The organism is Pantoea sp. paga, assembly GCF_007558755.1.
Lineage (GTDB): Bacteria > Pseudomonadota > Gammaproteobacteria > Enterobacterales > Enterobacteriaceae > Pantoea > Pantoea agglomerans.
Map to the genome: position 1 here is coordinate 37772 of NZ_VLTF01000010.1, position 20489 is coordinate 58260.

Consider the following 20489-nt stretch of genomic DNA (forward strand, 5'->3'; position numbering starts at 1 on the left):
CCCGCCAGGCTTTAGCCGTTACTGCACGTAATTTTCCTGTTTACTGCAGCTACTGTGGCAGCCGCGGCAACTCCCCTTTTCCTCCCTGAGCATGACCGGTATTGACTGCACCCGGCTTCCCGCTTTTCGCAATGCCAGCAGGATGATTCCGTTCAGCACCAGCACGCTTATCAGGCAGGTAGCACTGAATGCAGGATGGTCGGCAAAAGTGACGGTCTGGTAAAACAGCGTGGCGGTGGTGTAGGCGATGTTGAGTCCCCAGAAGAATGAGAACATCATCCATTTTTTACCGGCTTCCCGCGCAATAGCGCCCATGACCGAGACGCAGGGAACATAAAGCAGGACAAAAATTAAGTAACTGTAAGCGGCAAAGCCACTGCCAAATTTGGCTGACATCACGCCCATCGAGCCGGTCGCCATCTCACCATCGCCTTTACTGGCATCGATGGGATGGGCCAGCGCATCAATTCTGAAGGCAGCCGTTAACCCCGCCCAGGTCTCTGTCAGCGCCTCTTTAAGCTCATCCAGCAGGTTGAAAGCCTGCGGATCAAATGGACTGCTCTGGATTGCCTCTGTGGTGTAAAGGCTGTTGAGCGTGCCGACGACGACCTCTTTCGCCATGATGCCGCTCACCAGTCCCACGGTTGCCTGCCAGTTATCCTGAGTGACCCCTATCGGCAACAGCACGGGCGTGATCGCTTTGCTGGTCGCCGCCAGCGCAGAGTGGTTAATGTCATTAACCATCTGGCCATTAAAGGCGAAGCTGCTCAGTACGCCAATCAGCATGCTCACCAGGATGATGACCTGTCCGGCTCGCACCACAAACATTTTCAGCCGTTGCCAGGTCTGCAACAGCAGGCTTTTGAGATGAGGCCGGTGATAGACCGGCAATTCCATGATAAATGGCGAGGCTTCGCCGCCCAGCAGGGTATGCTTAAGCACCAGACCGGTCGCGATGGCCACTATAATACCCAGCAGATAGAGGGAGAAAACCAGGCTGGAACTGTGACTGTTAAAAAATGCCGCAGCGAAAACCGCAAAGATCGCCAGCCGTGCGCCACATGACATAAAAGGCGCAATCAGCACCGTCAGCAGACGCTCACGCGGTGTATCCAGCGTCCGTGTCCCCATGACCGACGGGACATTACAGCCAAAGCCGACTATCAGCGGCACAAAGGATTTTCCCGGCAGGCCCAGTGACTGCATCAGCCGATCCATCACAAAGGCGGCGCGCGCCATGTAGCCGGAGTCTTCCAGGAAAGAGAGGAACAGGAACATCAGGCCAATCTGCGGAATGATCGGCAGCACGGTATTGATACCGGCCCCGATACCCTGCGCCAGGAAAACCGTCAGCCAGTCAGGGAAGTGGCAGACATAGCCCAGCCATTGTGCTCCATGGATGAATATCGCCACCGAACTGCTGTCGAACAGTGGCTGTAGCGCAGCACCGATGTTAATTGAAAGCACGAACATCACGTACATCACCGCCAGGAATATCGGAATGCCCATCCAGCGGTTCAGCACAATTTTATCAATCCTGCGGGTCAGACCGGCGGGCATTGCCTGATGAAGGTTACTGACGGCCGCGCAAACTGCGTTGATGGCGCGATAGCGGTAATCGGCAATCTGCACACCGGTCTCTCCTCCGGCCTGCTGCATAATCTCGGGCAAATACGGAACCAGCGCCGGACAAAGTTTCTGACTGTTGATATCCCCTTCCAGTAGCTGCAATGCCAGCCAGTAACGTTTTTGTGGGGCTATGGCGGCGGGCATCTGCTGGCAGAGCTGCTCAATGGCCGTTTCAATTGCGGCCGGATAACGTACCCGTTCCGGTGCGCGGTAAATATGAGGCTGGTCAATCAGCGCTTTGAGCTGGGCAATACCATCACCCCTGGTTGAGGTCAGTGAAACAACCGGACATCCCAGATGAGCTGACAGTGCTTCGACATCAATAGTGATGTTCTGACTAGCGGCAATATCCTGCATGTTCAGGGCGACAATGCAGGGCACGCCCAGTTCCAGCAGCTGAAAGGTCAGGAACAGATTACTTTCCAGACTGGAGGCATCGACGACGTTAATCACGACATCGGCGTGATCCTGATAGAGATACTGGCAGGCGATGCTCTCATCTATCGAGCTTTCAGCAGATAGCGTCGTCAGCGATCGGGTGCCTGGCAGATCGATGAGCCGGACATCTGACTGCGCGGTAAAAAATTGTCCCTCTTTGCGCTCAACCGTGACGCCAGCCCAGTTCCCTACCCGCTGTCGGGCACCGGTGAGCTGATTAAACAGCGTGGTTTTGCCGGTATTGGGGTTACCAATCAGCCCAATGGTTATCTTTTTCATCAGACGATTTCCTCCAGGATGATGTCGTCCAGGTCACGCTGCCGCACCGCCAGGCTGACACGGCGGGTAGAGATCTGCACTGGGTCGCCCATTGGTGCCACGCGAATGACCTCAATAACTGCACCGGGAAGCATACCCATTGTCAGTAATTTCTGGCGCCAGGCGGAATTTACCGATGGCTTATAGCCAAGGATTCGGTAGGTACTGCCCATATTCATTGCCATATCACGCCCTGCCTAAGAGTAAGAAGCACTCATTCTATAAATGATAAGCGTTTCGCTTTTTGATCTGGCATCGGGCAGACAGTGAAAAAGCGCTCTGAATGGCTTTCGTTTAGAAAACAGAGAACATCTTCCTGTAACCTGGTTGCTTACGGGAAGGGTTGATACAGGCGATGTCTATAAGATCTCCTATCGTCAGGTTCTGGGCTTTGGGGCGTCGGCATCTATAATCCGGGCAGTGATTTTCCCGTGAATGCAGGGGGCTATTCGTCCGTTGAGAATGGCGACAAGCCTTACGGCAATCTGATTGTCGTAAGTTGTCCAAAATCCAAAAGGCTTATATGAAACAAATTACTGTTACTCACCTCCAGCAACTCAGCGAGCAGGCTGCGGATTCTCCTCGCTTGCGAGCCAATCGTAACTTACACCCTGAATTGAGCAATCCGGTGCAGCGGCTGGCCATCGCTATGGAGCCGGGCACCTATGTCCGCCCTCACCGACATCCGCATACCTTTGAGTTGCTGACCTCGCTCAGTGGGCGGTTTCAGGTATTACATTTTGACGAAAATGGGCATGTGACCCAACGGGTGGTTTTAGGTGAAGAGTGTAAGGTGCTGGAGACGGACGCAGGCACCTGGCATGCGGTGTTATCGATGGATAAAGGTGGCGTTATTTTTGAGATTAAACACGGGGGTTACCAGCCTTTGACTGAACAGGACTCAGCCCCCTGGGCACCCGCCGAAAATGAGCCGGGAGCTGAGGAGCTAATGAAATGGTATGCACAGGCACAAGTGGGTGAGGGTTTTAGATAATAGTTGCTTTGCGCTGAGTAAAATGTATCGCTATCGATGCCGTTCTGCCTGAGCGAAACCCGATGGAAAGCATCTACCGCTGATTTCTGCCAGGCGTTACTGTTCCCCATTTTTAAAATTCCGCAAGAAGTTAACAGTATCGTTTAGTTACATCATTCTATCGTGCTATAAATAACAGTTACGGCCCTTCGGGCCGTGCAGGGCGGCTGGTCAATGAGCACTCGGATTCACAGAACGGCTCCGTTAAGGTTTAATCAAAAAAAGCCAATCTGGCAGGATAGCGCCGGTAACCTTATATGCTCCAATAGGGTGTTGTAACTAATTAGCGGTTGAGCTAGTTGCTGTAAGAGAAGAAAGGCGCCCTGGGAGGATCATTTTCATAATGGCAGTGCCCTGATTTTCAGGCCACCGCCAGATGATGAGCGAATAAAGCTTACTTCAGAACACGAACCGTTTTTACATCAATCTCTACGCTGTTCCAGTCTTTATCAACTTCACCTTCGATGCGGACTTTATCACTCGGTGATAACGATTGCCCCATCCAGCGCTTGTCATCAATATCGACATTAATTGTTCCGGTAGCATCTTTGAACTCATAAAGTTCATGCCCGACTTGTCTGATAATGTTACCTTCCAGAACGACCCATGCGTCATCACGCAGTGTCTTAACCTGAGCGACAGAAACTACGCCGGGCGTCGGACCTTTAAATCCGCCCTGAGAATACCCCTGCCCTGCTGGATTAACAAAGCCTTCCTGCGCAGAAACTCCAAAACTCATACCGGCAAACAATGCTGCTAAAAGAATCTTTTTCATTTTTTTATCTCCGTTAAATGGTAAGGCTAATTTACGATGCAGATCTTAACGGGATCTTAAGAAGAAGGATTACCTGCGCGTGTTTTTAAAAATGTAATGAACATAATGCGAACGATAATTCCATTACAAAATAACAATCAAAGTTAAACATGTGTTGTTAACACAAAAAATAAACTCTTAACTGAGAGGTAAGCTTTAACATCCACTACAATATGGTAATTCTTGCGCTTTCACTTTGCATAATTTCGCACAAATTACATAGCTCACCTGCCTGTTAACGGCTATTGTTTCCTGGCATAGATATATCCCAGTATTAAATCATTCTGTATCTCAGTTTTGCTCATTATATATTTTGTACTTTTTATAACCACTCAATTGAGTGGTTTTTTTTGCCTGACTAACGGTAGTGACGGATCCCTGTAACGTTAAGCAATCCGTTTACGGCAATAGTCCCCATCGATAATGCGGTCTGTTCTGGCGCGAAAAAGGAGGGGAATGCTGTCTGCAAATACATAAACCAGGAAATGAAACGTGGTTAAACACCCGTGTAGTATTGAAACTTTCTTAAAGAGAGTGGTGATAGCCTGATGCCCATCACAACTGAGAAGAGATAAAGACGCATGCAGAATTTACCGAAATTCGGAGATTCACCCGCATGAGCCTCCGATCCGAATAAGTGAAAATTATTTCAGTCTCTGAGCATCATCCTGGGCTTCTTTCAAATCCATTTTTGCAGATTCCAGCTTTAGTTTCTTTTCCTCTACCTTACTGGTTTTCTTCCTGATTCTTTCAGTACGACCTTCTGTTTTCGCTTCAGCAAGTTCCTCCTGGGCTTCCTGGAGCTCGAGCTCCGCTTTTTTTACCTTCATCTCGCGTCTGCTGACATCATGAGATGCGCGCGTTGCCTGACGTTCATCAGTACAATACGTTTCAACCTTATTACGAGCAATATTGAGCCGTGCAATTTCTGCACTATTACCCTGTTTTTTGGCCATTTCAGTTTTGGTTAAAATATCTGACAACTGATCATTACAGGAATCTGTTGCAGCGAACCCTGCCAGGGGTGACGATATCAAAATCAAAGCGATAATTTTACTTTTCATAGCTAAATAAAATCCTTGTTAAAATAAACTAATCAGAATGATAGTTCCGATTGAATATAGCGAAGAAAATCAGAGCCACAAGAGATAAATTGATAAATGAAGTTATATTCCAATTCTGGATTCATTGTTAAAGTTCAGTAATGATTGTTACTTTTTGACAGCTGAGAAAATTTTTCTGAAATAAACCGGGTGCACATCTGGTCGAAACACAATTCAGGCTCGTCCATGTTGCATACTCCTGAGCAAGCCATGGAGTTGATCCAGATCATTTTCTTCCCGATAAAGAGGCAAACTGCCAGATTGTTAGTATGTCGTTTAACAATCACAGCGAATAATGCCGCATCTTCTTAAAAAGTAACGACAGGAAAGTAAAATGACATCTTTTAATTCTGGCAAGAAATTCGCCTTCGCTGTTGCGATGATGGCTTCCGTTATGTCCCTTTCCGCCTGCTCAAGCAATTACGTGATCTCTACCAACGATGGGCACATGATTACGACTCATGGAAAACCCGCAAGAGATAAAGAAACAGGCATGATCTCTTATAAAGACACGGATGGAAACATGCATCAGTTACAACAGCATGATGTTAAAGAGATTGTGCAAAAGTAAATCTGCTTTAATAACGCTCTTAATCGCTATCATGAAAATCTCACCCTGTGGAAAAACTGAGCAATGAAAATTTCTGTAATTGGCTGTGGCTTATTATTGTGTGCATCCTCCTCTGCCATGGCCATTGGCCTGAACGCCGAACAAAGTAAAAACACTTCGGTGCTGGATGCAGAAATCGGCCGTTCATCCGGCGGGCTTTACGTCGATGGTCAATGGATGAAAAATACGGCAGATGGTGTTCAGATTGGTCAGGCGGGTACCGGTTATAACCTGGAAATCGGACCGGTGATGCTGACGGCTGGCGTTAAAGCCGCTTACATCGGCGGCAAAAAAGGAGACAACGGCGTTGCATTTCCTGTTGGCGGCGGTGTGAAAATCAATCTGCCTGCTAATTTTGCGTTGTATGGAGAGGGTTATTCCGCCCCGGAACAGCTGACCAACAGCGTCAAGAATTTCGTTGAGGCCAATGGCGGTGTCAGCTGGTCACCTGTGGGGCCACTGGTTTTAAAAGTGGGCTATCGCTATGCGGGTGTTGATGGCAAAGATGGACGTCCGGGTCATACCCTGATCGATGGTCCCTATATCGGTGGCGGCCTGACATTTTAACGTCGGATGACTCTTCCCTTTTTTTGTGGTGAGGAAACCCTGCAGATTGACCGATCGGTTTCCTTACTCAATTACTCGTCTCAACTCAGGCGGGGAGCACTGAGAAACAGATTATGAAACCTCTTATGCTAATGTTATTTACTCTCTGTCTGACCGGATGTGCGCAGTATAAATGGGTCAAGCCTGATGCATCTGAACAGCAGGAAACAATAGCGGAAACAGCCTGTCGGGCCCAGGCACTGCGGGATTTACCCCCTGACAATGTCGTTAGCGGTAAATACACCTCAAAAGACAGTAAATATAAAACCACTGACACCGATTACTCTACCAGCGATGCCAATGAAAACCAGCGAGAGATCCTGGTGAAAGATTGTATGTTTAAAAAAGGCTGGCGCAGATTGAGATTCAGCAATAGCCATATCTCCCTCCCCGAGGCCAGGTCAACCCCTGGCCAGCGGTGATCAGCGTCAGAGGTCAGGATTTATTTCTGTATCATCCTCTTGTCGTTCAGCACGCTGCCGTCGGCACCGTTCCGAGCAATACAGTACCTCGTCCCAGCATCGTTCCCACTTTTTTCGCCATGACATCGGTTTGTTACACGTTTTACAGTAGCGAACCGGTAATGACTTTTTATTGCCTTTAAACACCTTAGTCCCTCCTGAGAAACCCTGATAATGCTGACAATAGTGTCCTCGTACAGTTTTTAGCTTAGTGCCGTTTCCAATAAGGGAAGGCGAGATTGTCGCGAAGTTAGCGTCATGCTCCTTTGCCGAAGCAACTCATTAACTGTTTATTCAGTGATTCTGCCATTTGATCTGACATCGCACTTTGAAATCTGAGCTGTCTGGATTCCTTGACACACGGGTAGGCGACTGACCAATTAATTGCGATGGTTAACAAAGCGCATTTCCTTTAAAAGTGCAGGGATATCTGACCAGGTTTTTTGTTTAGCCTCTTATTCTATAGGTTGTGTCACAAACGAGTGATGTAAGTAAGCAATGAACTCAATCAATAACGCTTGTAAGTAAGTATTGAGGGCAATTGAGATCGCACCGCTTTACCGTTTTATCAGCGCATAGGGCAATATGGAACCCGGATGATGTTGCTCAGATTGCCTTGATCAGCAGATAGCCTCCCTGGCCCCATACGGCGGCTAAAAAAGTCATTACGCCCGTAAATAATCAATCGAGGGACATACGGTAAGACGTAATTCTGACTGTTTTATATCCATTTACTGAAGTACGTCTATCCAGGCTTTTAAAACCAGCCCGTAACCCGCCTGGCGATGATAGCCTTAACCGGAACGTTATTTAACGTGATAAATTAACCTGTTATCATGACCTTACAAATAGTCCAATAAATCAGCCCGCTAATGCTGATTTTCCGTAATTTTGCTATGTGTTCTATACAAAACAATTACGGTTAACCTCATGCCCATATCCAGCTTTAGCTGGAAGAAGTATGCAACGATGTTTGACTCTCAGAACAAAGCAGGTATGGGATTAGCGAAGCGATGCCGCTGGTAAAACAGCGTGAAAGCACAGTTTATCCATAACGTAACTAAATTATTCAGCATCATCAGATGGTGCACCATTTTGACATTTTGAGCGAAGAGTGTAAAAAAAAGAGTAACTTTACTTTTGTTTAAGGGTCTTACGTTAATTACAGTTTAAACTCTTTGAGAAAGCGATTAATATGTTGGTGTTGAACTACCGGTTCTGTATTTTGATTCTTCGAAGGCAAGCATCTTAAAAAAGCAGGTCTGACGAAAAGCATCAGCGTGAACCCGCTCTGTATTTTATTATCTGAACATGACTATGGTGACTTTGATGAGTGACACTCTCAACAGCTTGAATAATATCCGTACCCTTCGCGCAAACGCTCGCGAGCTTGACCTTGCTGCCCTGGAAGAAATGCTGGAAAAACTGTCGGTTGTGGTAAGTGAGCGACGTGAAGAAGCGCAGGCTTCTGAAGCAGCTAATCGTGAAAAAGCTGAGAAACTGGCAAAATACCGTGAATTACTGTTGCAGGAAGGTATTGATCCTAACGAACTGTTAAATGGTATGCCGACTGCGCCAGCAGTGAAGAAAAAACGCGCGCCTCGTCCTGCTAAATATCAGTACACCGACGAAAATGGTGAGGTTAAGCAGTGGACTGGCCAGGGCCGTACCCCATCTGCTATTAAATCTGCCATTGATGCAGGTAAATCGCTGGATGATTTCCTGATTTAATTCAGTATGAATTATGAAACACCGCCTGCATCAGGCAGGCGGTTTTTTCGCCATAAATGGTCAGGCTCAAGCATCTCAATTACCGGCCAGCCTGTACCCTTTCCTTTCTCATCTTGTTATTGTCTCCATCCATAATCCTGCTCAGGCGTTCCCTGAACTCAATAACTCAAAAGCCTTACGCAATCACGCAACAGGCAATGGGTCTTATCCTGTTATCTCAACCGCTTTATTTATTCAGCGATTGCGTGTTGCGGGCTGTGATAATTTCCAGTCCGATCTGTTGACCATAAGAGAGCTCAAGCGTATTGCCATCAGGATCGGCAAAAAATGCCCAGTAGCCTACTGGCGCACCAGATTGCTGCGCGTCGCGTCGCAACACACCTTCAAGCCGTGCGAGTGCCACTTTTTCATCTATCTCTTCACGGCTGGCACAGGCCACGCCAATATGACCAAATGGACCCAGCGGCGTATCTTCACTGTTGTCAGATTGCACCAGCACCAGCGCGAAAGGTCGGGTTAAATCCGACAGCCACGCCACTTTCTGTGCTTCAGGAATGCCAGGTTCGCGCTGGTGTATCACCTGCATCCCGGCATAACGCTGATAAAAATCCACGCTCTTCTCTAAATCCCGTACCTGCAAAGCAAGATGAGTGAAACCGGTATCGTTTGACATGGCCGCTCCCTGTTTAAGTTGAGCAGTCACCATGCCACAGGCAGGATTCAGAATTTGATCACGGATGCTCAGCCGCTTCGTTCTTCACACATGGCCTGGTTACGCCCTGCACGTTTCGCGTGATACAACGCCTCATCCGCGCGCGCTATCAGCGATTCTTTTTCCTGTTGTGAGTCTGAAGCAAGATAGACGGCGCAGCCTGCACTCAGGGTGACGTGCTTCTGCGGCAATTCCGTGGTGAGATGCGGAATATCGAGCCTGTTAACGGCGTCGATGATTGATTGAGCAAGGTGCAACGCGGCTGACAACGGTTCTCCAGGCAGAATAATGGCAAACTCTTCGCCGCCATATCGCGCTGTGAGGTCGTTTTTGCGGCGGGCGGCGTTCTTCAGGACAGTAGCCACTTTTTTCAGGCAATCGTCACCCGCCACATGGCCGTAGGTATCGTTGAAACGTTTAAAGTAATCGATATCGAGCAGGATCAATGACACGGGCTGGCCACTGCGCTCCACGTTCTGCAGGCATTCAGTCAGCATGTGATCAAAATGGCGCCGGTTGGCAACACCCGTCAGCCCGTCACTCTGTGCCAGATTTTCCAGTGCGCGATTAGCCGCGGTCAGCTCATCGCGTAATTGCGTCAGTTCAAGCTGATAACGCAGCGTATGCCGTGCCTGACGCAGTACAAATGCACCCAGTAAAAGAATAACAATCAGCAGCGCCAGGCTCAGAATCAGATCCTGTACCCAGCTCTTAAGCCAGTGGTTAAACAGTGCGCGCTTGTCATATCCCGCGGCCACTACCAATGGATATCGCTGTGAGCGGACAAAGCCAAAGATGCGTTTTTTACCATCAAGCGCAGCGGTCCACTGACCGCTGCCTTTATCCGCATGGGCCAGCATCCTGAGGAAAAGCGGACTCACTGAGAGATTTTTACCGATGTAGCTATCCGGCATTGGACGGGCGTAAAGCACGGTACTGTCTGCCAGCATCAGGACCAGCACATCGCCATCGCTCAGTTCATAATAGCTATAGAAACGGCGGAAATAGTCCACTTTAATGGTGGCGAGCAGGACACCCCGAAAGCCGTTAAAGGCATCGTTCACACGAAGCGTAACCGGGATCACCAGCTCGTGAGTAGTGCGGCTGCGAAGCACCGGGCCGACATGGAGGGTATCGCGAGCGCTGGCGCGGTGATAATCAAAATATTCACGATCGGAATTATTGATGTCAGGTGGTATCCGGCTCATAGAAGTGGCTATCCATTTCCCCTGCGCATCATAGTAGAATAAGCCGTGTAGCTGCGGCAGGCGGCTCTGCAACAGGCGCATCGTCTGGCTCAGCGCATCGCCATCTACACCGGTTGTGGCAATCTGCTTTTCGAGCTCGCGTTGCACTTCGCGTAAAGAGAGCTCGGTCTGCAAAAACGTATCGTCCGCCTGGCGCGCCTGTGATAGCGACAGATTAACCGCCGTATCTTCAGCTTTATCGACGGTTTCGTTCCAGTCTTCCCGCAGCGTCCACACATTTAAGCCAATCACCGCCACGCTGAGCAATACGCCTGAAAGGATAATACTTCTTAGCAGCGGCGAGATTTTTGGCGCTGGCCCCTCATTTTTCCGGCGAAACGTCATGCCTGTCCTTAATAAACCCTGTTGACTGATTTAAGCACAGTAAATCAAAAGCAAAAATGCAAATCCCACAATCCTGTTTCAACAATGATGATCCGCAATAAACCAGCAGATTTCGCTTAAAATTTCTTCTTTATTGGTTTAACCAGCGCTATTAATAGTGGATTAATAGCGAATAAGGCTACACTAGCGCTTCAAATATCACGTCGGTAAATGTTACCCTTGCCAGCTGAATAATTTGCACTTTATTGATTAAGTTGAGTATTTGAGGATTTGTTATGAGTAAAAACCTGAGCAGCCTGAACAATATCCGCACGCTTCGTGCAGAGGCGCGCAATATGGCTTTAGATATGCTGGAAGAGTTACGCCAGAAATTAGAGACCGTGGTAAATGAACGTCGTGAAGAGGAAAACGCGCGGGCAGCGGAAGCCCGTCAGAAAGCAGAAAAACTGGCGTTCTACCATGAGCTGTTAATGGAAGAAGGGATTAACCCGGCGGAGCTGGTAAATGGCGCATCTCCCTCGGTAACCAGCAAAAAGAAACGCGCAAAGCGTCCGGCGAAATACCGTTTCAATGACGAAAATGGTCAGGTTCGTTACTGGACGGGTCAGGGCCGAACGCCCTCCGTAATTAAGGCGGCCATTGAAAACGGCCAGCCGCTGGATGATTTCCTGCTGTAGTCACATTTATTTCTGCCGGAATAGTGACCGCCATTACGCGGGAATATTCCGGCAGGCAAAGCCACAGGCGCAGATATTCATCCGCGCCGGGTCACTCATCATCCTGTCGTAATGCCTCATCACTCATCACCGGATGCGGCCCCCGAAACGTCCGGCGCCACTCGCTGGGAGAGACGCCAAACCGGGATTTAAAACGCTGACGAAATGACACGGGCGAATCAAAACCCGCCTTTTCTGCCACACATTCAATGCTGATGCCGGTGGTTTCGAGTAATAGCTGGCTGCGTTGCAGACGCTCTGCTGTCAGCCACTCTCCCAGGGACATGCCTGTCGCCTTATGAAAATGACGCGTCAGCGTTCGCCTGCTCATGCTGAGCGTCCGCGAAAGTGAGTCAAGATCCTGCGGCTGATCCAGATTCTGTCGCAGGGACGCCAGCAACGCGTTGATCTTACTGTCACGCGTTGTTTCCGGAACCGGCCGCTCAATGAACTGCGCCTGACCGCCTTCACGGTAAGGCGGCACCACCATGCGTCTGGCTACCCGATTAGCCATGGCGCTGCCATAGTGGTGACGGATGATATCCAGACAGCAGTCGATGCCCGCCGCGGTGCCGGCAGAGGTGATCAGACGATTGTCACGGGTATAAAGAGCATTACTGTCGAGGTGAACCTGCGGAAAGCGCTCGCTGAAGTCACGCTCAAATTCCCAGTGAGTGGCAGCACGATGCTGATCGAGCAAACCTGCATAAGCCAGTACGTAAGTGCCCAGACATAGTCCGACGACCTCTGCGCTGCGCTGCCAGGCTGCCACCAGCTTATCAAGCAACACCTGCGCGGGTTTTTCAGCCGGATTGTGCCAGTAGGGCACGATAATAATCTCCGCCTGATCAAGCGGGTCAAGACCCTGTTCCACCGTAATTGACAATCCCATCTCTGAAATGACCGGGCCAGGTTTCAGTGCGCAGATATCGACATGAAACAGATCCGGCTGCGGCAGGGCAGAGCCGAACAGAATACAGGGAACTGAAAAATGAAACGGACTAAAACCGGCCGTTGCCAGCACCGCGACTCTCAGAGCAGCCATCCTCTCCCCTTACTGTGTGACAGCGTAGTGTTGAGATCTCCAGCACAATTGTGCAGGTTTAGTGCCACGACGCTCAGAACGTCATTGTTTCACCATCTTCCGGGATCAGCACCTGGTCAGCAATACCCTGTTCGGTAGTCCAGGCACGTAGCTCAGCGCGCGTCAGTAAACAGTGGTTGATCGCCTCCATGTGTGAGGCAACCAGCGTTGCCTCAGGCAGAATATTCAGCGTACGCTGGGTATCCTCTTTTCCCATGATAATCGGGCCATAGAGATCGTTGGTTGCATTGCCGATATTCATTACCACTACCTGCGGCTGAAAACGTTGCAGCGCTCTGACATAGGGCTTAACCCATACGGTATCGCCTGCAATGTAGAGGGTTTTTTCTGCCGGATGGGTAAATACCAGGCCACAGGCGTCACCCAGAATATCGCCCATCACTTTGTCTGCATATAAGGCATTGCTGCCATGCTGACCGTCGGTTTTATAGATTGTCAGGCCATCAACAAACGGATTCTCATCCTGCAGCACGCGAACATTTTCAAAACCCTGCGAACGAATCAGCGCTGCATCTGTTTCGTTCTGGCTGTAGATCATCATCGTCTTCGGCACTAACTGCTGCGCAGCCTCATCCCAGTGATCCATATGCGTGTGAGTGATAATAACCGCATCGACTGCCAGCAGTGCAGCGACCGGGACAGGCAGCTCAACCATCGGATTTCTAAGATGCGGACGAGCATTTCCGGCAAACCCGGACCAGGCCTCTTTTTCGGCCAGCATCGGATCGATCAGGAATTTTTTGCCTGCATAGTCCAGTAGCAGGGTGGCATTACGAATCTGGGTCAGCTTCATTTTGGCTCCGTGAACATTCTCAGTGAAATCAGCCAGGCTTACTGGCTACCATGAGGTCACTTTACGGCACTGTTTACCTGCGCGTGACAGGCTCAGAGGACAGTGTTCGATGAAATCGGGCCAAACTGCACTATTTTCTTATGGCAGGGTATCTATCGGTGCTGGCGTCGTGACGAGACAGCCCGGAATGTTCAGGAATGGCAGAAGTTCCGGAAGTTGCTTTTAACTCTTTACCGACAACGATAACGCTCTCTGACGATGTCTGTTAAAAGCATTGCCGGTTAAAATATTAGTAGCCCTGGCGGGTCCCGGACCTGTGTTCTGATTATTAACCTTTGACAAGAGAGTCTGTGAACGACTTATGGAAATTGCACTGGCTGGAGGCATCGGGTGATGTCGGGCCTTATAAATCGTCAATAGTCAGGGCCGCTGAGCTCGCCTGCGAGCACCTCTCCTCCGTGACGCGTGTCCCTCCTCTGGATATTCTGGTTCAGTGCATGCCGGAGGCAGTCATTCCTGAAACCGGTTTTGCAGGTCGGGCTTACAGTCCCACCCTGTTCGGCCTGGCCATTGACCCGGCAAATCCGAATCTGCCCGGGATGCTGGAAAATGGCACGCTGGTGCGGCAGATCGTGCATGAAGTCCATCACTGTTTGCGAATGCGCGGACCGGGATATGGCTGGACGCTGGGTGAAGCGCTGGTCAGCGAAGGTCTGGCGGGTCAGTTCGTCTGCTGGCTGCTTAAAACGGCAGCAGAGCCGTGGGAACGAGCCATAGAGCTAAGCGAATTGCAGGCTAATCCAGTGCCGCTGACCACGCTGCAAAGCCCTCATTATGATCATTCTGCCTGGTTCTTCGGCACGGGTGACTTTCGCCGATGGTATGGCTATACGCTGGGCTACCAGATGGTTGCCGCATGGCGCCGTGATAACGCGGAATGCGCTACAGAGAAATGGTTCAGCGTGACAGCCGATGAGGTGATTGCCACGGGGCTGGCTAAGGGCTTGCTGACAAATTGAGGTTAAAAAAATGCCGCAGCAGGCTGCGGCATGTTATTTCAGATTCGCATCAGAAATCGGCTTTCAGAACCACACGGTAATTGGCTTTACCGGCGCGGACGTGATCCAGCGCTTTATTGATGTCAGACATCGGGAAGAACTCAACCTGTGGCGCAATATCCGCACGCGAGGCGAGTCGCAGCAGCGAACGCAGCTGGCCTGGTGAGCCGGTTGATGAACCGGTCACCGCTTTGTCGCCCAGGATCAGATCAAAAGCACTCACTTCAATCGGCTTCAGCACGGCACCCACGGTGTGGAATTTACCCTGAGGTGCCAGCGCAGCGAAATAAGGTTTCCAGTCCAGGTCGACCGCCACAGTACTCAGGATCAGGTCAAAACGGCCTGCCTGCTTTTTCAGGGCTTCAGGATCACGGCTGTTAACCACTTCATCCGCGCCCATATCCAGGATTGACTGCTTCTTATCCGGCGTTGAGCTGAATGCCACCACTTCGGCACCCATCGCGTGCAGGATCTTGATTGCGATATGGCCCAGTCCGCCGATACCAATCACACCCACACGGCTGGTCGCCGTGATGTTGCTCATCAGCAGCGGTTTAAACACGGTGATACCGCCACACAGCAGCGGACCGGCGCTCGCCACATCCAGTTTTTCCGGCAGCGGAATAACCCATTGCCAGTCAGCACGCAGCTTCTCGGCAAAACCACCTTTGTTCATGATGGTCGGGATGCTGCCCTGCTGACAGTTAACCTGCTCGCCGTTAATACAGGCATCGCAGTGCTGACAGCTTTTTGCTGTCCAGCCGATTCCTACACGCTGGCCGACTGAAAGACCTTTATTCTTAGCCGCTTCGCCCAGGGCTGAAACCCGGCCAATCACTTCATGTCCTGCAATCACCGGGAACTGAGAGATGCCCCACTCGTTGTCGATCATCGACAGATCTGAGTGGCAGACGCCACAATATTCGACCTGGACTTCGACTTCTTCGGCTGCCAGTTCGGCGGCATCGTACTCATAGAGTTCAAGGGCCTGGCCAGCCTGCATGGCTGCATAACTTTTAATTTTCATTCATACCTCTGCGTGGTTAATCACCGACAAGTGTAACAACTGAAAGCCCGCCCTGCCTGGTCGTTACGCTTACACCGCACTTTTTTATCTTTTATGCTGATAAATCAGCCCTTAACCTGCGCACCGGAAAGAGTTTGTAACACCTTGAGCTGCGCGACGGCTTCCTGCATCGCATCCATCCCCTGCGTCAGTTCACGCAGGCTGCCGAGATGCTTCGCAATGTCAGCGCGCTCATGTCGCGTCTGTTGATTCATGGCCGCCAGGGTATCGGCTGCACTGATACTGCGCTCTGCCATCTGGGCGGCGGTCTGCGCCGAATCACTGGCCACCAGCCGGATACGTGAGATGGTGCTGACTGCCTCACCGATGTTACTGGCTGTGGCTTCGGCCTGCTCTTTGGAGGAGTGCGCCAGACGACGAACTTCGCCCGCGACCACCGCAAATCCCCGCCCAGCCTCGCCTGCACGAGCCGCTTCTACTGCGGCATTCAGCGCCAGGATGTTAGTCTGGAAAGCAATATTGCTGATGCCATGCGTAATCTCATTGATGCCGTTGGAAATTTTCTCCAGATCGTCCAGACCATCATCCAGCCGCCCCTGAGCCTGCTGGCTCTCGGTGGCGATGTTACTGATGTTACGGATACTGCTCTCTGCCAGGCTCAGGGTTTCTCCCTGGCTCTGAGTGGCTGTTTCCAGCACCGGCAGCGCCTCCATCAGCGGCGTCAGCGCCTGCTGATAAGTGATAACCCGATCCAGAACCCGCGTCTGAACGCTGTTAAGCGCTTCCCAGCGGCGCAACGCTCGCTGCGCGTAGTGTGCCGCGTAGCCGGCGTACTCTACCGGGAACTGGTTCATCGCTTTGACGTCATGATTAAAGAACACCAGTGCAGAGAGCGTCTGATTGATGGGCACGCCCAGGATTTCGCCGAAGCTGGAAAAACCGGCGGCGGCAATGCCTTTGAAGAAGTGGGCATTATGCAGCTTGTCGGCATTGCCGACGCGACGCAGGATACAGTCGTTCATCAGGATCGCCGCGGGTTTGCCATGCTGAGCGGTAAAAGCCTGCCACTCCCGCTGCGTCGTCTGTTTAAAGTCTTTCTCCTCCATCAGGAACAGCCGATCGCCAAACTCAAGATCGCAGAAAAAGTGTACGCCGCCCGATTCAATTTTGGCGATCGAGCGAATAAAGAACTCGCCGCCAACTTTAACGCCGAAAGTGAGTCCCTTTAGCCGTTCGCTCAGTTGTGCTTCGTTGCAGTTAAGATGTTCACACAGCGCCCCAACAAACGACTGCTGCTGCCCCTGGCGGTTAAACACTGACGTCACAGTGCGCGCAATCGGATCGGCTTCAGCAATCAGCCAGCTCTGATCGCGTGGCGTGAAGTTCTGGCTTTTAAAAGGAGCAAATGATTTTCCTGGCGCCATCTGGCAGAACACAATCACCGCCTTGCCCTGCAACACCCTGCCACCTGTACCAATCCAGGTGCCATCAAAGGTGATTTTACCCCCGGCCGAACCGCCAATCGCCAGGCAGGGAAAGCGCCCGCTGTTATACCAGGCCTGCATCAGAAAGCCTTCAGATGCCGACAATCCATCACAGTAAATCATGGCGAAAGTACGATCGGCCGAGAGCGGCATCCGCACCTGCAAGCGCGCCAGCTCCTGCTGGATGGCGGTGATGCGCTGGCTGGCGGTCTGGGTGTCGGCGACATGCAGATCAACAATATGCGTCTCATGGCGTGCGATCAGTGTGTCCGGCAGCCAGAGGTAGCTTCCCTCCGGACCATTGCCATCACAGTAGGTGCTTTGCGATCTGCTGCTGCTCAGCGCGCCGTTGGAAGAGAGCGTCAACACCGTCAGGTCGGCGGAGTTGAAGCGCTGCCAGGCCTGACTGACCCGCTGAAAATCGGCTTCAGGCGGAACGAAGGTCATCAGGATCCCGCCCGCGCGCGAGCTTAAACCCATGGAGGCCAGTGAATCTGGCAACGCACGACAATCGTAGGTGCCACTGGCAGGTTGACTGCTACGCGAAAGACGGGCAACAGGCAGGCGTCTTTTGATCGTCTTAATGATCGACATATTATTATATTCGCTTTTATTTGAGTAATTTGCGCTTAAATTAGCGCTTTCTGGTGTGTATAAAAGGAGGGCTAAAAGCAGGTCCGTTCGCGTTCAGAACTCGTCGCGGAGTGCCGGGTTCATCAATGATCGGCGCACTCAACGCCAGTTGGTTATCGCCAGTAGCGGGAAAAGCTTTAACGATTGCTGTAGTTGGTTTAATGGATGAATATGTTACATCTTCGTAGCATAAAATAAGCTTTAGCGTGATTTTATCGGGAAAATATAAGGCTGTGCGGGTGAACAGGTTTGCGATGCTGGCTTACCAATGCGGTAACTGTAAATACAAAGGAGGTTCACTGTGGGTTCAATTAGCATCCGAATTGATGATGATCTTAAGAGACGATCCTTTGCTGCGCTCAAAAAAATGGGTGTGACGCCCTCTGACGCGCTGCGCCTTATGCTTGCATATATTGCAGATAATGAACGTCTTCCCTTTAAGCAGACATCACTCAGTGACGAAGATGCGGCGTTAGTAGACATAGTGAAAGAACGCCTGCGAAATCCTGAGCCTGTCAGGATCACGCTGGACAAGCTTTAATGCCCTGGCAGCTTGAGTGTGATCAGAGGGCACTGAAAGAGTGGCGCAAGCTGGGCCCGACAGTACGTGAACAGCTTAAAAAGAAGCTGGCTGAGTGTCTTGAGTCACCCAGAATTGAGGCGAACAAACTCAGCAGGATGCCTGACTGCTATAAGATCAAGCTAAAGTCATCCGGTTATCGACTTGCATACCAGGTTATTGATGACCGGGTGGTCGTTTTTGTGGTGGCTGTCGGGAAAAGAGAGCGCTCAGAGGTCTGTTCTGCCGCTTCCAGGCGTCTCTCTTAAACAGGCGACTTCACCGCTAACAAACAAAGCGGCGCTATTCCTGTTTACCCGTCACTCTGCTGGTTCCAGTGCTGTTCGCAGCGCTCCCGAGCTTCGGCAGGCAGGTCGCGTAAATCTGGCAGCGTGTCGCCGGAACCGTAGCCCATTGATCCCGTCGCTTCCTGCTGTTCATCCTGCGCGGCGAACGTGATTTTCTCATCCAGCTGCTGCCAGCTATCGCCCTGCTGCCGGTAGATCACAGCAAAAGTGGGCGTCTGTGCATCATCGCCGTAAATTTCATATTTCTGTTTCTGCTCGTCAGAACCCAGCTCAAGCGTGTCGATTAAGGTCGCATTACTCATAGCACTCTCCTTTTTCGTCAGGTCTGTAAGCGTAGTTCATCCCCCACAGCCCTGCCGACACCATCCCCTTTCGAAAAATTAACATCACTATTATCAATAAATTAAGTCTGTGCATTTGCATAAACGAAGCGGACGACTATGCTTGCAGATGTGACTAGCTAGTCCTTTTTATCTAATGGAACATTGATATGAGGTCTTCCTATGACACAACAGAAATACAGAGGTGGTGCCGGCAATTTTGCCAACGATCCAGAACGGGCGAGTGAAGCTGGCAGTGCAGGAGGCAAGGTCAGTGGGGGCAATTTCAAAAACGATCCTGAAAAAGCCAGGGAAGCCGGTCGGAAAGGAGGCAAAATTAGTCGCCGTCCTTCTAAGTAATTCTGAATAAAGCGCTTTAGGACGTATTACGCCATGGAATGGCATCTATCCCAATAAGGTTCATCATGCTCCCTCTTTTATCCTTAATGCCTCTCTGACCAGGGTAAAAGCGGGTGAATGTTGCTTGCGGCTGGGATAGTAGAGGTAATAGCCGGGAAACGGCTCGCACCAGCGCTCCAGCACGCGGATCAAGGTGCCCTGCCCCAGCCCTTCTGCGACTTCCTGTTCAGGCAGGAAAGCGATCCCCAGCCCGGCGAGAGCCGCTTCTGCAATGTGTGCCGAGGTGTTGAACGTCAGTTGTCCATCTACCCGTACATTTAACGGCCCCTCTTCACCGTCAAACTCCCAGACGTACAACCCACCCGCTGTCGCCTGCCGCATGTTAATGCAGTTGTGATGCAGCAGATCCTGCGGTATCTCCGGCGCAGCATGACGCCGAAAGTAGTCGGGCGTGGCCACCGCAGCCATCCGTAATGGCGGGCTTATCGGCATCGCCACCATGTCTTTATCAATGGTGTCTCCCATCCTGACCCCTGCATCAAATCGGTCGGCCACGATATTGCGTAAGCCATGATTAGCATCGAACTCAAGCCGGATATCAGGATAAGCCGCCAGCAATGGCGTCAGTTTTGGCATCAGGAGCGAGCTCAGAATATGCGGTCCGCAGGTGATCCGGACTGTGCCGGCTGGTTTGTCCCGCATCGCGGTCAGCATATCCAGTTCCGCCTCAATTTCATCGAACCGGTTGCCAATCGCCTGGATTAACCGTTCACCCGCTGCGGTCGGTGAGACGTTACGGGTCGTGCGGGTAAGCAGCCGAATCTCCATCCGGTTTTCCAGCGCGGTAATGGTCTGACTTAACGCGGGTTGCGTCACGCCCAGCAGCGCTGCCGCGCGGGTAAAGCTGCCCTCACGCGCCACGGTAATAAAAGCCTGCAGGTCATTCATGTTGCGCTTCATACTGCACTTCCGCCGATAGATTTATAAGTTCTGGTTATAACCCCATTAAGGATTCATTAGTTAGTCAATATAAAGCGAAACAGTAAAATTTCCTGAGTTCATCGGCACCGCAAACAATG

The 20489-nt window shown here is 50.9% G+C and carries 23 protein-coding genes; 10 read left to right on the forward strand and 13 right to left on the reverse strand.

Annotated elements, in window-relative coordinates:
- Nucleotides 1-18: 18 nt before the first annotated feature.
- Nucleotides 19-2346, reverse strand: a complete 2328-nt coding sequence (gene feoB, locus FOV68_RS20650; RefSeq protein WP_064703138.1) for a Fe(2+) transporter permease subunit FeoB — start codon at nt 2344-2346, stop codon at nt 19-21.
- Complete coding sequence (locus FOV68_RS20655) at nt 2346-2570, reverse strand: FeoA domain-containing protein (RefSeq protein ID WP_031593784.1); 225 nt, start codon at nt 2568-2570, stop codon at nt 2346-2348. Before FOV68_RS20655 ends, feoB begins: the two co-directional genes overlap by 1 nt.
- Before the next feature lie 338 nt (nt 2571-2908).
- Between FOV68_RS20655 and FOV68_RS20660 the strand changes: the two genes are divergently transcribed.
- Nucleotides 2909-3379 (forward strand): WbuC family cupin fold metalloprotein, encoded by a 471-nt coding sequence (locus FOV68_RS20660; RefSeq protein ID WP_143991465.1) that lies wholly within the window; start codon nt 2909-2911, stop codon nt 3377-3379.
- A 433-nt stretch (nt 3380-3812) separates the two neighbouring features.
- Here the strand turns inward: FOV68_RS20660 and FOV68_RS20665 are convergent, their stop codons facing one another.
- Nucleotides 3813-4193 carry a YgiW/YdeI family stress tolerance OB fold protein gene (locus FOV68_RS20665; RefSeq protein ID WP_031593781.1) on the reverse strand — a complete coding sequence of 127 codons (381 nt, stop codon included), beginning with the start codon at nt 4191-4193 and terminating at the stop codon, nt 3813-3815.
- A 683-nt stretch (nt 4194-4876) separates the two neighbouring features.
- Complete coding sequence (locus FOV68_RS20670; protein WP_143991466.1) at nt 4877-5296, reverse strand: DUF1090 family protein; 420 nt, start codon at nt 5294-5296, stop codon at nt 4877-4879.
- Between the two features lie 373 nt (nt 5297-5669).
- Here FOV68_RS20670 and FOV68_RS20675 point away from each other — a divergent pair, with 373 nt between their 5' ends.
- The 3 genes from FOV68_RS20675 to FOV68_RS20685 all read left to right on the forward strand — a co-directional run bounded on the left by FOV68_RS20675 (nt 5670) and on the right by FOV68_RS20685 (nt 6973).
- Nucleotides 5670-5906: a YgdI/YgdR family lipoprotein gene (locus tag FOV68_RS20675; RefSeq protein ID WP_031593778.1), complete on the forward strand. Its 237-nt coding sequence runs from the start codon at nt 5670-5672 to the stop codon at nt 5904-5906.
- Between the two features lie 63 nt (nt 5907-5969).
- Nucleotides 5970-6512 carry a YfaZ family outer membrane protein gene (locus FOV68_RS20680; protein ID WP_143991467.1) on the forward strand — a complete coding sequence of 181 codons (543 nt, stop codon included), beginning with the start codon at nt 5970-5972 and terminating at the stop codon, nt 6510-6512.
- A 113-nt stretch (nt 6513-6625) separates the two neighbouring features.
- Nucleotides 6626-6973: a hypothetical protein gene (locus tag FOV68_RS20685; RefSeq protein WP_143991468.1), complete on the forward strand. Its 348-nt coding sequence runs from the start codon at nt 6626-6628 to the stop codon at nt 6971-6973.
- A 6-nt stretch (nt 6974-6979) separates the two neighbouring features.
- On the opposite strand, the gene FOV68_RS20690 is transcribed toward FOV68_RS20685, so the two are convergent.
- Complete coding sequence (locus tag FOV68_RS20690; RefSeq protein WP_071941192.1) at nt 6980-7159, reverse strand: DUF2256 domain-containing protein; 180 nt, start codon at nt 7157-7159, stop codon at nt 6980-6982.
- A gap of 1182 nt (nt 7160-8341) precedes the next feature.
- On the opposite strand from FOV68_RS20690, the gene FOV68_RS20695 reads away from it, so the two are divergent.
- Nucleotides 8342-8743: an H-NS family nucleoid-associated regulatory protein gene (locus FOV68_RS20695; RefSeq protein WP_010257055.1), complete on the forward strand. Its 402-nt coding sequence runs from the start codon at nt 8342-8344 to the stop codon at nt 8741-8743.
- A 226-nt stretch (nt 8744-8969) separates the two neighbouring features.
- On the opposite strand, the gene FOV68_RS20700 is transcribed toward FOV68_RS20695, so the two are convergent.
- Nucleotides 8970-9416 (reverse strand): VOC family protein, encoded by a 447-nt coding sequence (locus FOV68_RS20700; RefSeq protein WP_031593775.1) that lies wholly within the window; start codon nt 9414-9416, stop codon nt 8970-8972.
- Nucleotides 9417-9484: 68 nt separating this feature from the next.
- Nucleotides 9485-11047, reverse strand: a complete 1563-nt coding sequence (locus tag FOV68_RS20705; RefSeq protein ID WP_083070608.1) for a sensor domain-containing diguanylate cyclase — start codon at nt 11045-11047, stop codon at nt 9485-9487.
- A 275-nt stretch (nt 11048-11322) separates the two neighbouring features.
- Here FOV68_RS20705 and FOV68_RS20710 point away from each other — a divergent pair, with 275 nt between their 5' ends.
- Nucleotides 11323-11724, forward strand: coding sequence for an H-NS family nucleoid-associated regulatory protein (locus FOV68_RS20710; protein WP_064703133.1), 402 nt, complete (start codon nt 11323-11325; stop codon nt 11722-11724).
- Nucleotides 11725-11815: 91 nt separating this feature from the next.
- On the opposite strand, the gene FOV68_RS20715 is transcribed toward FOV68_RS20710, so the two are convergent.
- Nucleotides 11816-12808 (reverse strand): GlxA family transcriptional regulator, encoded by a 993-nt coding sequence (locus FOV68_RS20715; RefSeq protein ID WP_143991469.1) that lies wholly within the window; start codon nt 12806-12808, stop codon nt 11816-11818.
- A gap of 73 nt (nt 12809-12881) precedes the next feature.
- Entirely contained in the window at nt 12882-13661 is a 780-nt protein-coding gene (locus tag FOV68_RS20720) for an MBL fold metallo-hydrolase (RefSeq protein ID WP_143991470.1), read from the reverse strand.
- Nucleotides 13662-14011: 350 nt separating this feature from the next.
- Between FOV68_RS20720 and FOV68_RS20725 the strand changes: the two genes are divergently transcribed.
- Complete coding sequence (locus FOV68_RS20725) at nt 14012-14680, forward strand: DUF2268 domain-containing putative Zn-dependent protease (protein WP_064703131.1); 669 nt, start codon at nt 14012-14014, stop codon at nt 14678-14680.
- 49 nt (nt 14681-14729) lie between these two features.
- Here the strand turns inward: FOV68_RS20725 and FOV68_RS20730 are convergent, their stop codons facing one another.
- Nucleotides 14730-15746, reverse strand: a complete 1017-nt coding sequence (locus tag FOV68_RS20730; RefSeq protein ID WP_039387390.1) for an NAD(P)-dependent alcohol dehydrogenase — start codon at nt 15744-15746, stop codon at nt 14730-14732.
- Between the two features lie 104 nt (nt 15747-15850).
- Complete coding sequence (locus FOV68_RS20735; protein WP_143991471.1) at nt 15851-17824, reverse strand: methyl-accepting chemotaxis protein; 1974 nt, start codon at nt 17822-17824, stop codon at nt 15851-15853.
- Nucleotides 17825-18164: 340 nt separating this feature from the next.
- Between FOV68_RS20735 and FOV68_RS20740 the strand changes: the two genes are divergently transcribed.
- Together FOV68_RS20740 and FOV68_RS20745 are read left to right on the forward strand one after the other, a co-directional pair.
- Nucleotides 18165-18404 (forward strand): type II toxin-antitoxin system RelB/DinJ family antitoxin, encoded by a 240-nt coding sequence (locus FOV68_RS20740; RefSeq protein ID WP_083070603.1) that lies wholly within the window; start codon nt 18165-18167, stop codon nt 18402-18404.
- A complete protein-coding gene (locus FOV68_RS20745) occupies nt 18404-18691 on the forward strand; it encodes a type II toxin-antitoxin system RelE/ParE family toxin (RefSeq protein ID WP_031593074.1) in 288 nt (95 codons plus the stop codon). The genes FOV68_RS20740 and FOV68_RS20745 overlap by 1 nt, the downstream gene beginning before the upstream one ends.
- A gap of 44 nt (nt 18692-18735) precedes the next feature.
- Here the strand turns inward: FOV68_RS20745 and FOV68_RS20750 are convergent, their stop codons facing one another.
- Nucleotides 18736-19032, reverse strand: a complete 297-nt coding sequence (locus FOV68_RS20750) for a hypothetical protein (RefSeq protein WP_064703128.1) — start codon at nt 19030-19032, stop codon at nt 18736-18738.
- Nucleotides 19033-19233: 201 nt separating this feature from the next.
- On the opposite strand from FOV68_RS20750, the gene FOV68_RS20755 reads away from it, so the two are divergent.
- Complete coding sequence (locus tag FOV68_RS20755) at nt 19234-19410, forward strand: general stress protein (protein WP_074399946.1); 177 nt, start codon at nt 19234-19236, stop codon at nt 19408-19410.
- A gap of 63 nt (nt 19411-19473) precedes the next feature.
- On the opposite strand, the gene FOV68_RS20760 is transcribed toward FOV68_RS20755, so the two are convergent.
- Nucleotides 19474-20370: a LysR family transcriptional regulator gene (locus FOV68_RS20760; protein WP_143991472.1), complete on the reverse strand. Its 897-nt coding sequence runs from the start codon at nt 20368-20370 to the stop codon at nt 19474-19476.
- Between the last annotated feature and the right edge of the window lie 119 nt (nt 20371-20489).

Coding starts and splice junctions, on each gene's coding strand:
- feoB (WP_064703138.1), bottom strand. CDS start 2,346: ATGAAAAAGATAACCATTGGGCTGATTGGTAACCCCAATACCGGCAAA.
- FOV68_RS20655 (WP_031593784.1), bottom strand. CDS start 2,570: ATGGCAATGAATATGGGCAGTACCTACCGAATCCTTGGCTATAAGCCA.
- FOV68_RS20660 (WP_143991465.1), top strand. CDS start 2,909: ATGAAACAAATTACTGTTACTCACCTCCAGCAACTCAGCGAGCAGGCT.
- FOV68_RS20665 (WP_031593781.1), bottom strand. CDS start 4,193: ATGAAAAAGATTCTTTTAGCAGCATTGTTTGCCGGTATGAGTTTTGGA.
- FOV68_RS20670 (WP_143991466.1), bottom strand. CDS start 5,296: ATGAAAAGTAAAATTATCGCTTTGATTTTGATATCGTCACCCCTGGCA.
- FOV68_RS20675 (WP_031593778.1), top strand. CDS start 5,670: ATGACATCTTTTAATTCTGGCAAGAAATTCGCCTTCGCTGTTGCGATG.
- FOV68_RS20680 (WP_143991467.1), top strand. CDS start 5,970: ATGAAAATTTCTGTAATTGGCTGTGGCTTATTATTGTGTGCATCCTCC.
- FOV68_RS20685 (WP_143991468.1), top strand. CDS start 6,626: ATGAAACCTCTTATGCTAATGTTATTTACTCTCTGTCTGACCGGATGT.
- FOV68_RS20695 (WP_010257055.1), top strand. CDS start 8,342: ATGAGTGACACTCTCAACAGCTTGAATAATATCCGTACCCTTCGCGCA.
- FOV68_RS20700 (WP_031593775.1), bottom strand. CDS start 9,416: ATGTCAAACGATACCGGTTTCACTCATCTTGCTTTGCAGGTACGGGAT.
- FOV68_RS20705 (WP_083070608.1), bottom strand. CDS start 11,047: ATGACGTTTCGCCGGAAAAATGAGGGGCCAGCGCCAAAAATCTCGCCG.
- FOV68_RS20710 (WP_064703133.1), top strand. CDS start 11,323: ATGAGTAAAAACCTGAGCAGCCTGAACAATATCCGCACGCTTCGTGCA.
- FOV68_RS20715 (WP_143991469.1), bottom strand. CDS start 12,808: ATGGCTGCTCTGAGAGTCGCGGTGCTGGCAACGGCCGGTTTTAGTCCG.
- FOV68_RS20720 (WP_143991470.1), bottom strand. CDS start 13,661: ATGAAGCTGACCCAGATTCGTAATGCCACCCTGCTACTGGACTATGCA.
- FOV68_RS20730 (WP_039387390.1), bottom strand. CDS start 15,746: ATGAAAATTAAAAGTTATGCAGCCATGCAGGCTGGCCAGGCCCTTGAA.
- FOV68_RS20735 (WP_143991471.1), bottom strand. CDS start 17,824: ATGTCGATCATTAAGACGATCAAAAGACGCCTGCCTGTTGCCCGTCTT.
- FOV68_RS20745 (WP_031593074.1), top strand. CDS start 18,404: ATGCCCTGGCAGCTTGAGTGTGATCAGAGGGCACTGAAAGAGTGGCGC.
- FOV68_RS20750 (WP_064703128.1), bottom strand. CDS start 19,032: ATGAGTAATGCGACCTTAATCGACACGCTTGAGCTGGGTTCTGACGAG.
- FOV68_RS20755 (WP_074399946.1), top strand. CDS start 19,234: ATGACACAACAGAAATACAGAGGTGGTGCCGGCAATTTTGCCAACGAT.
- FOV68_RS20760 (WP_143991472.1), bottom strand. CDS start 20,370: ATGAAGCGCAACATGAATGACCTGCAGGCTTTTATTACCGTGGCGCGT.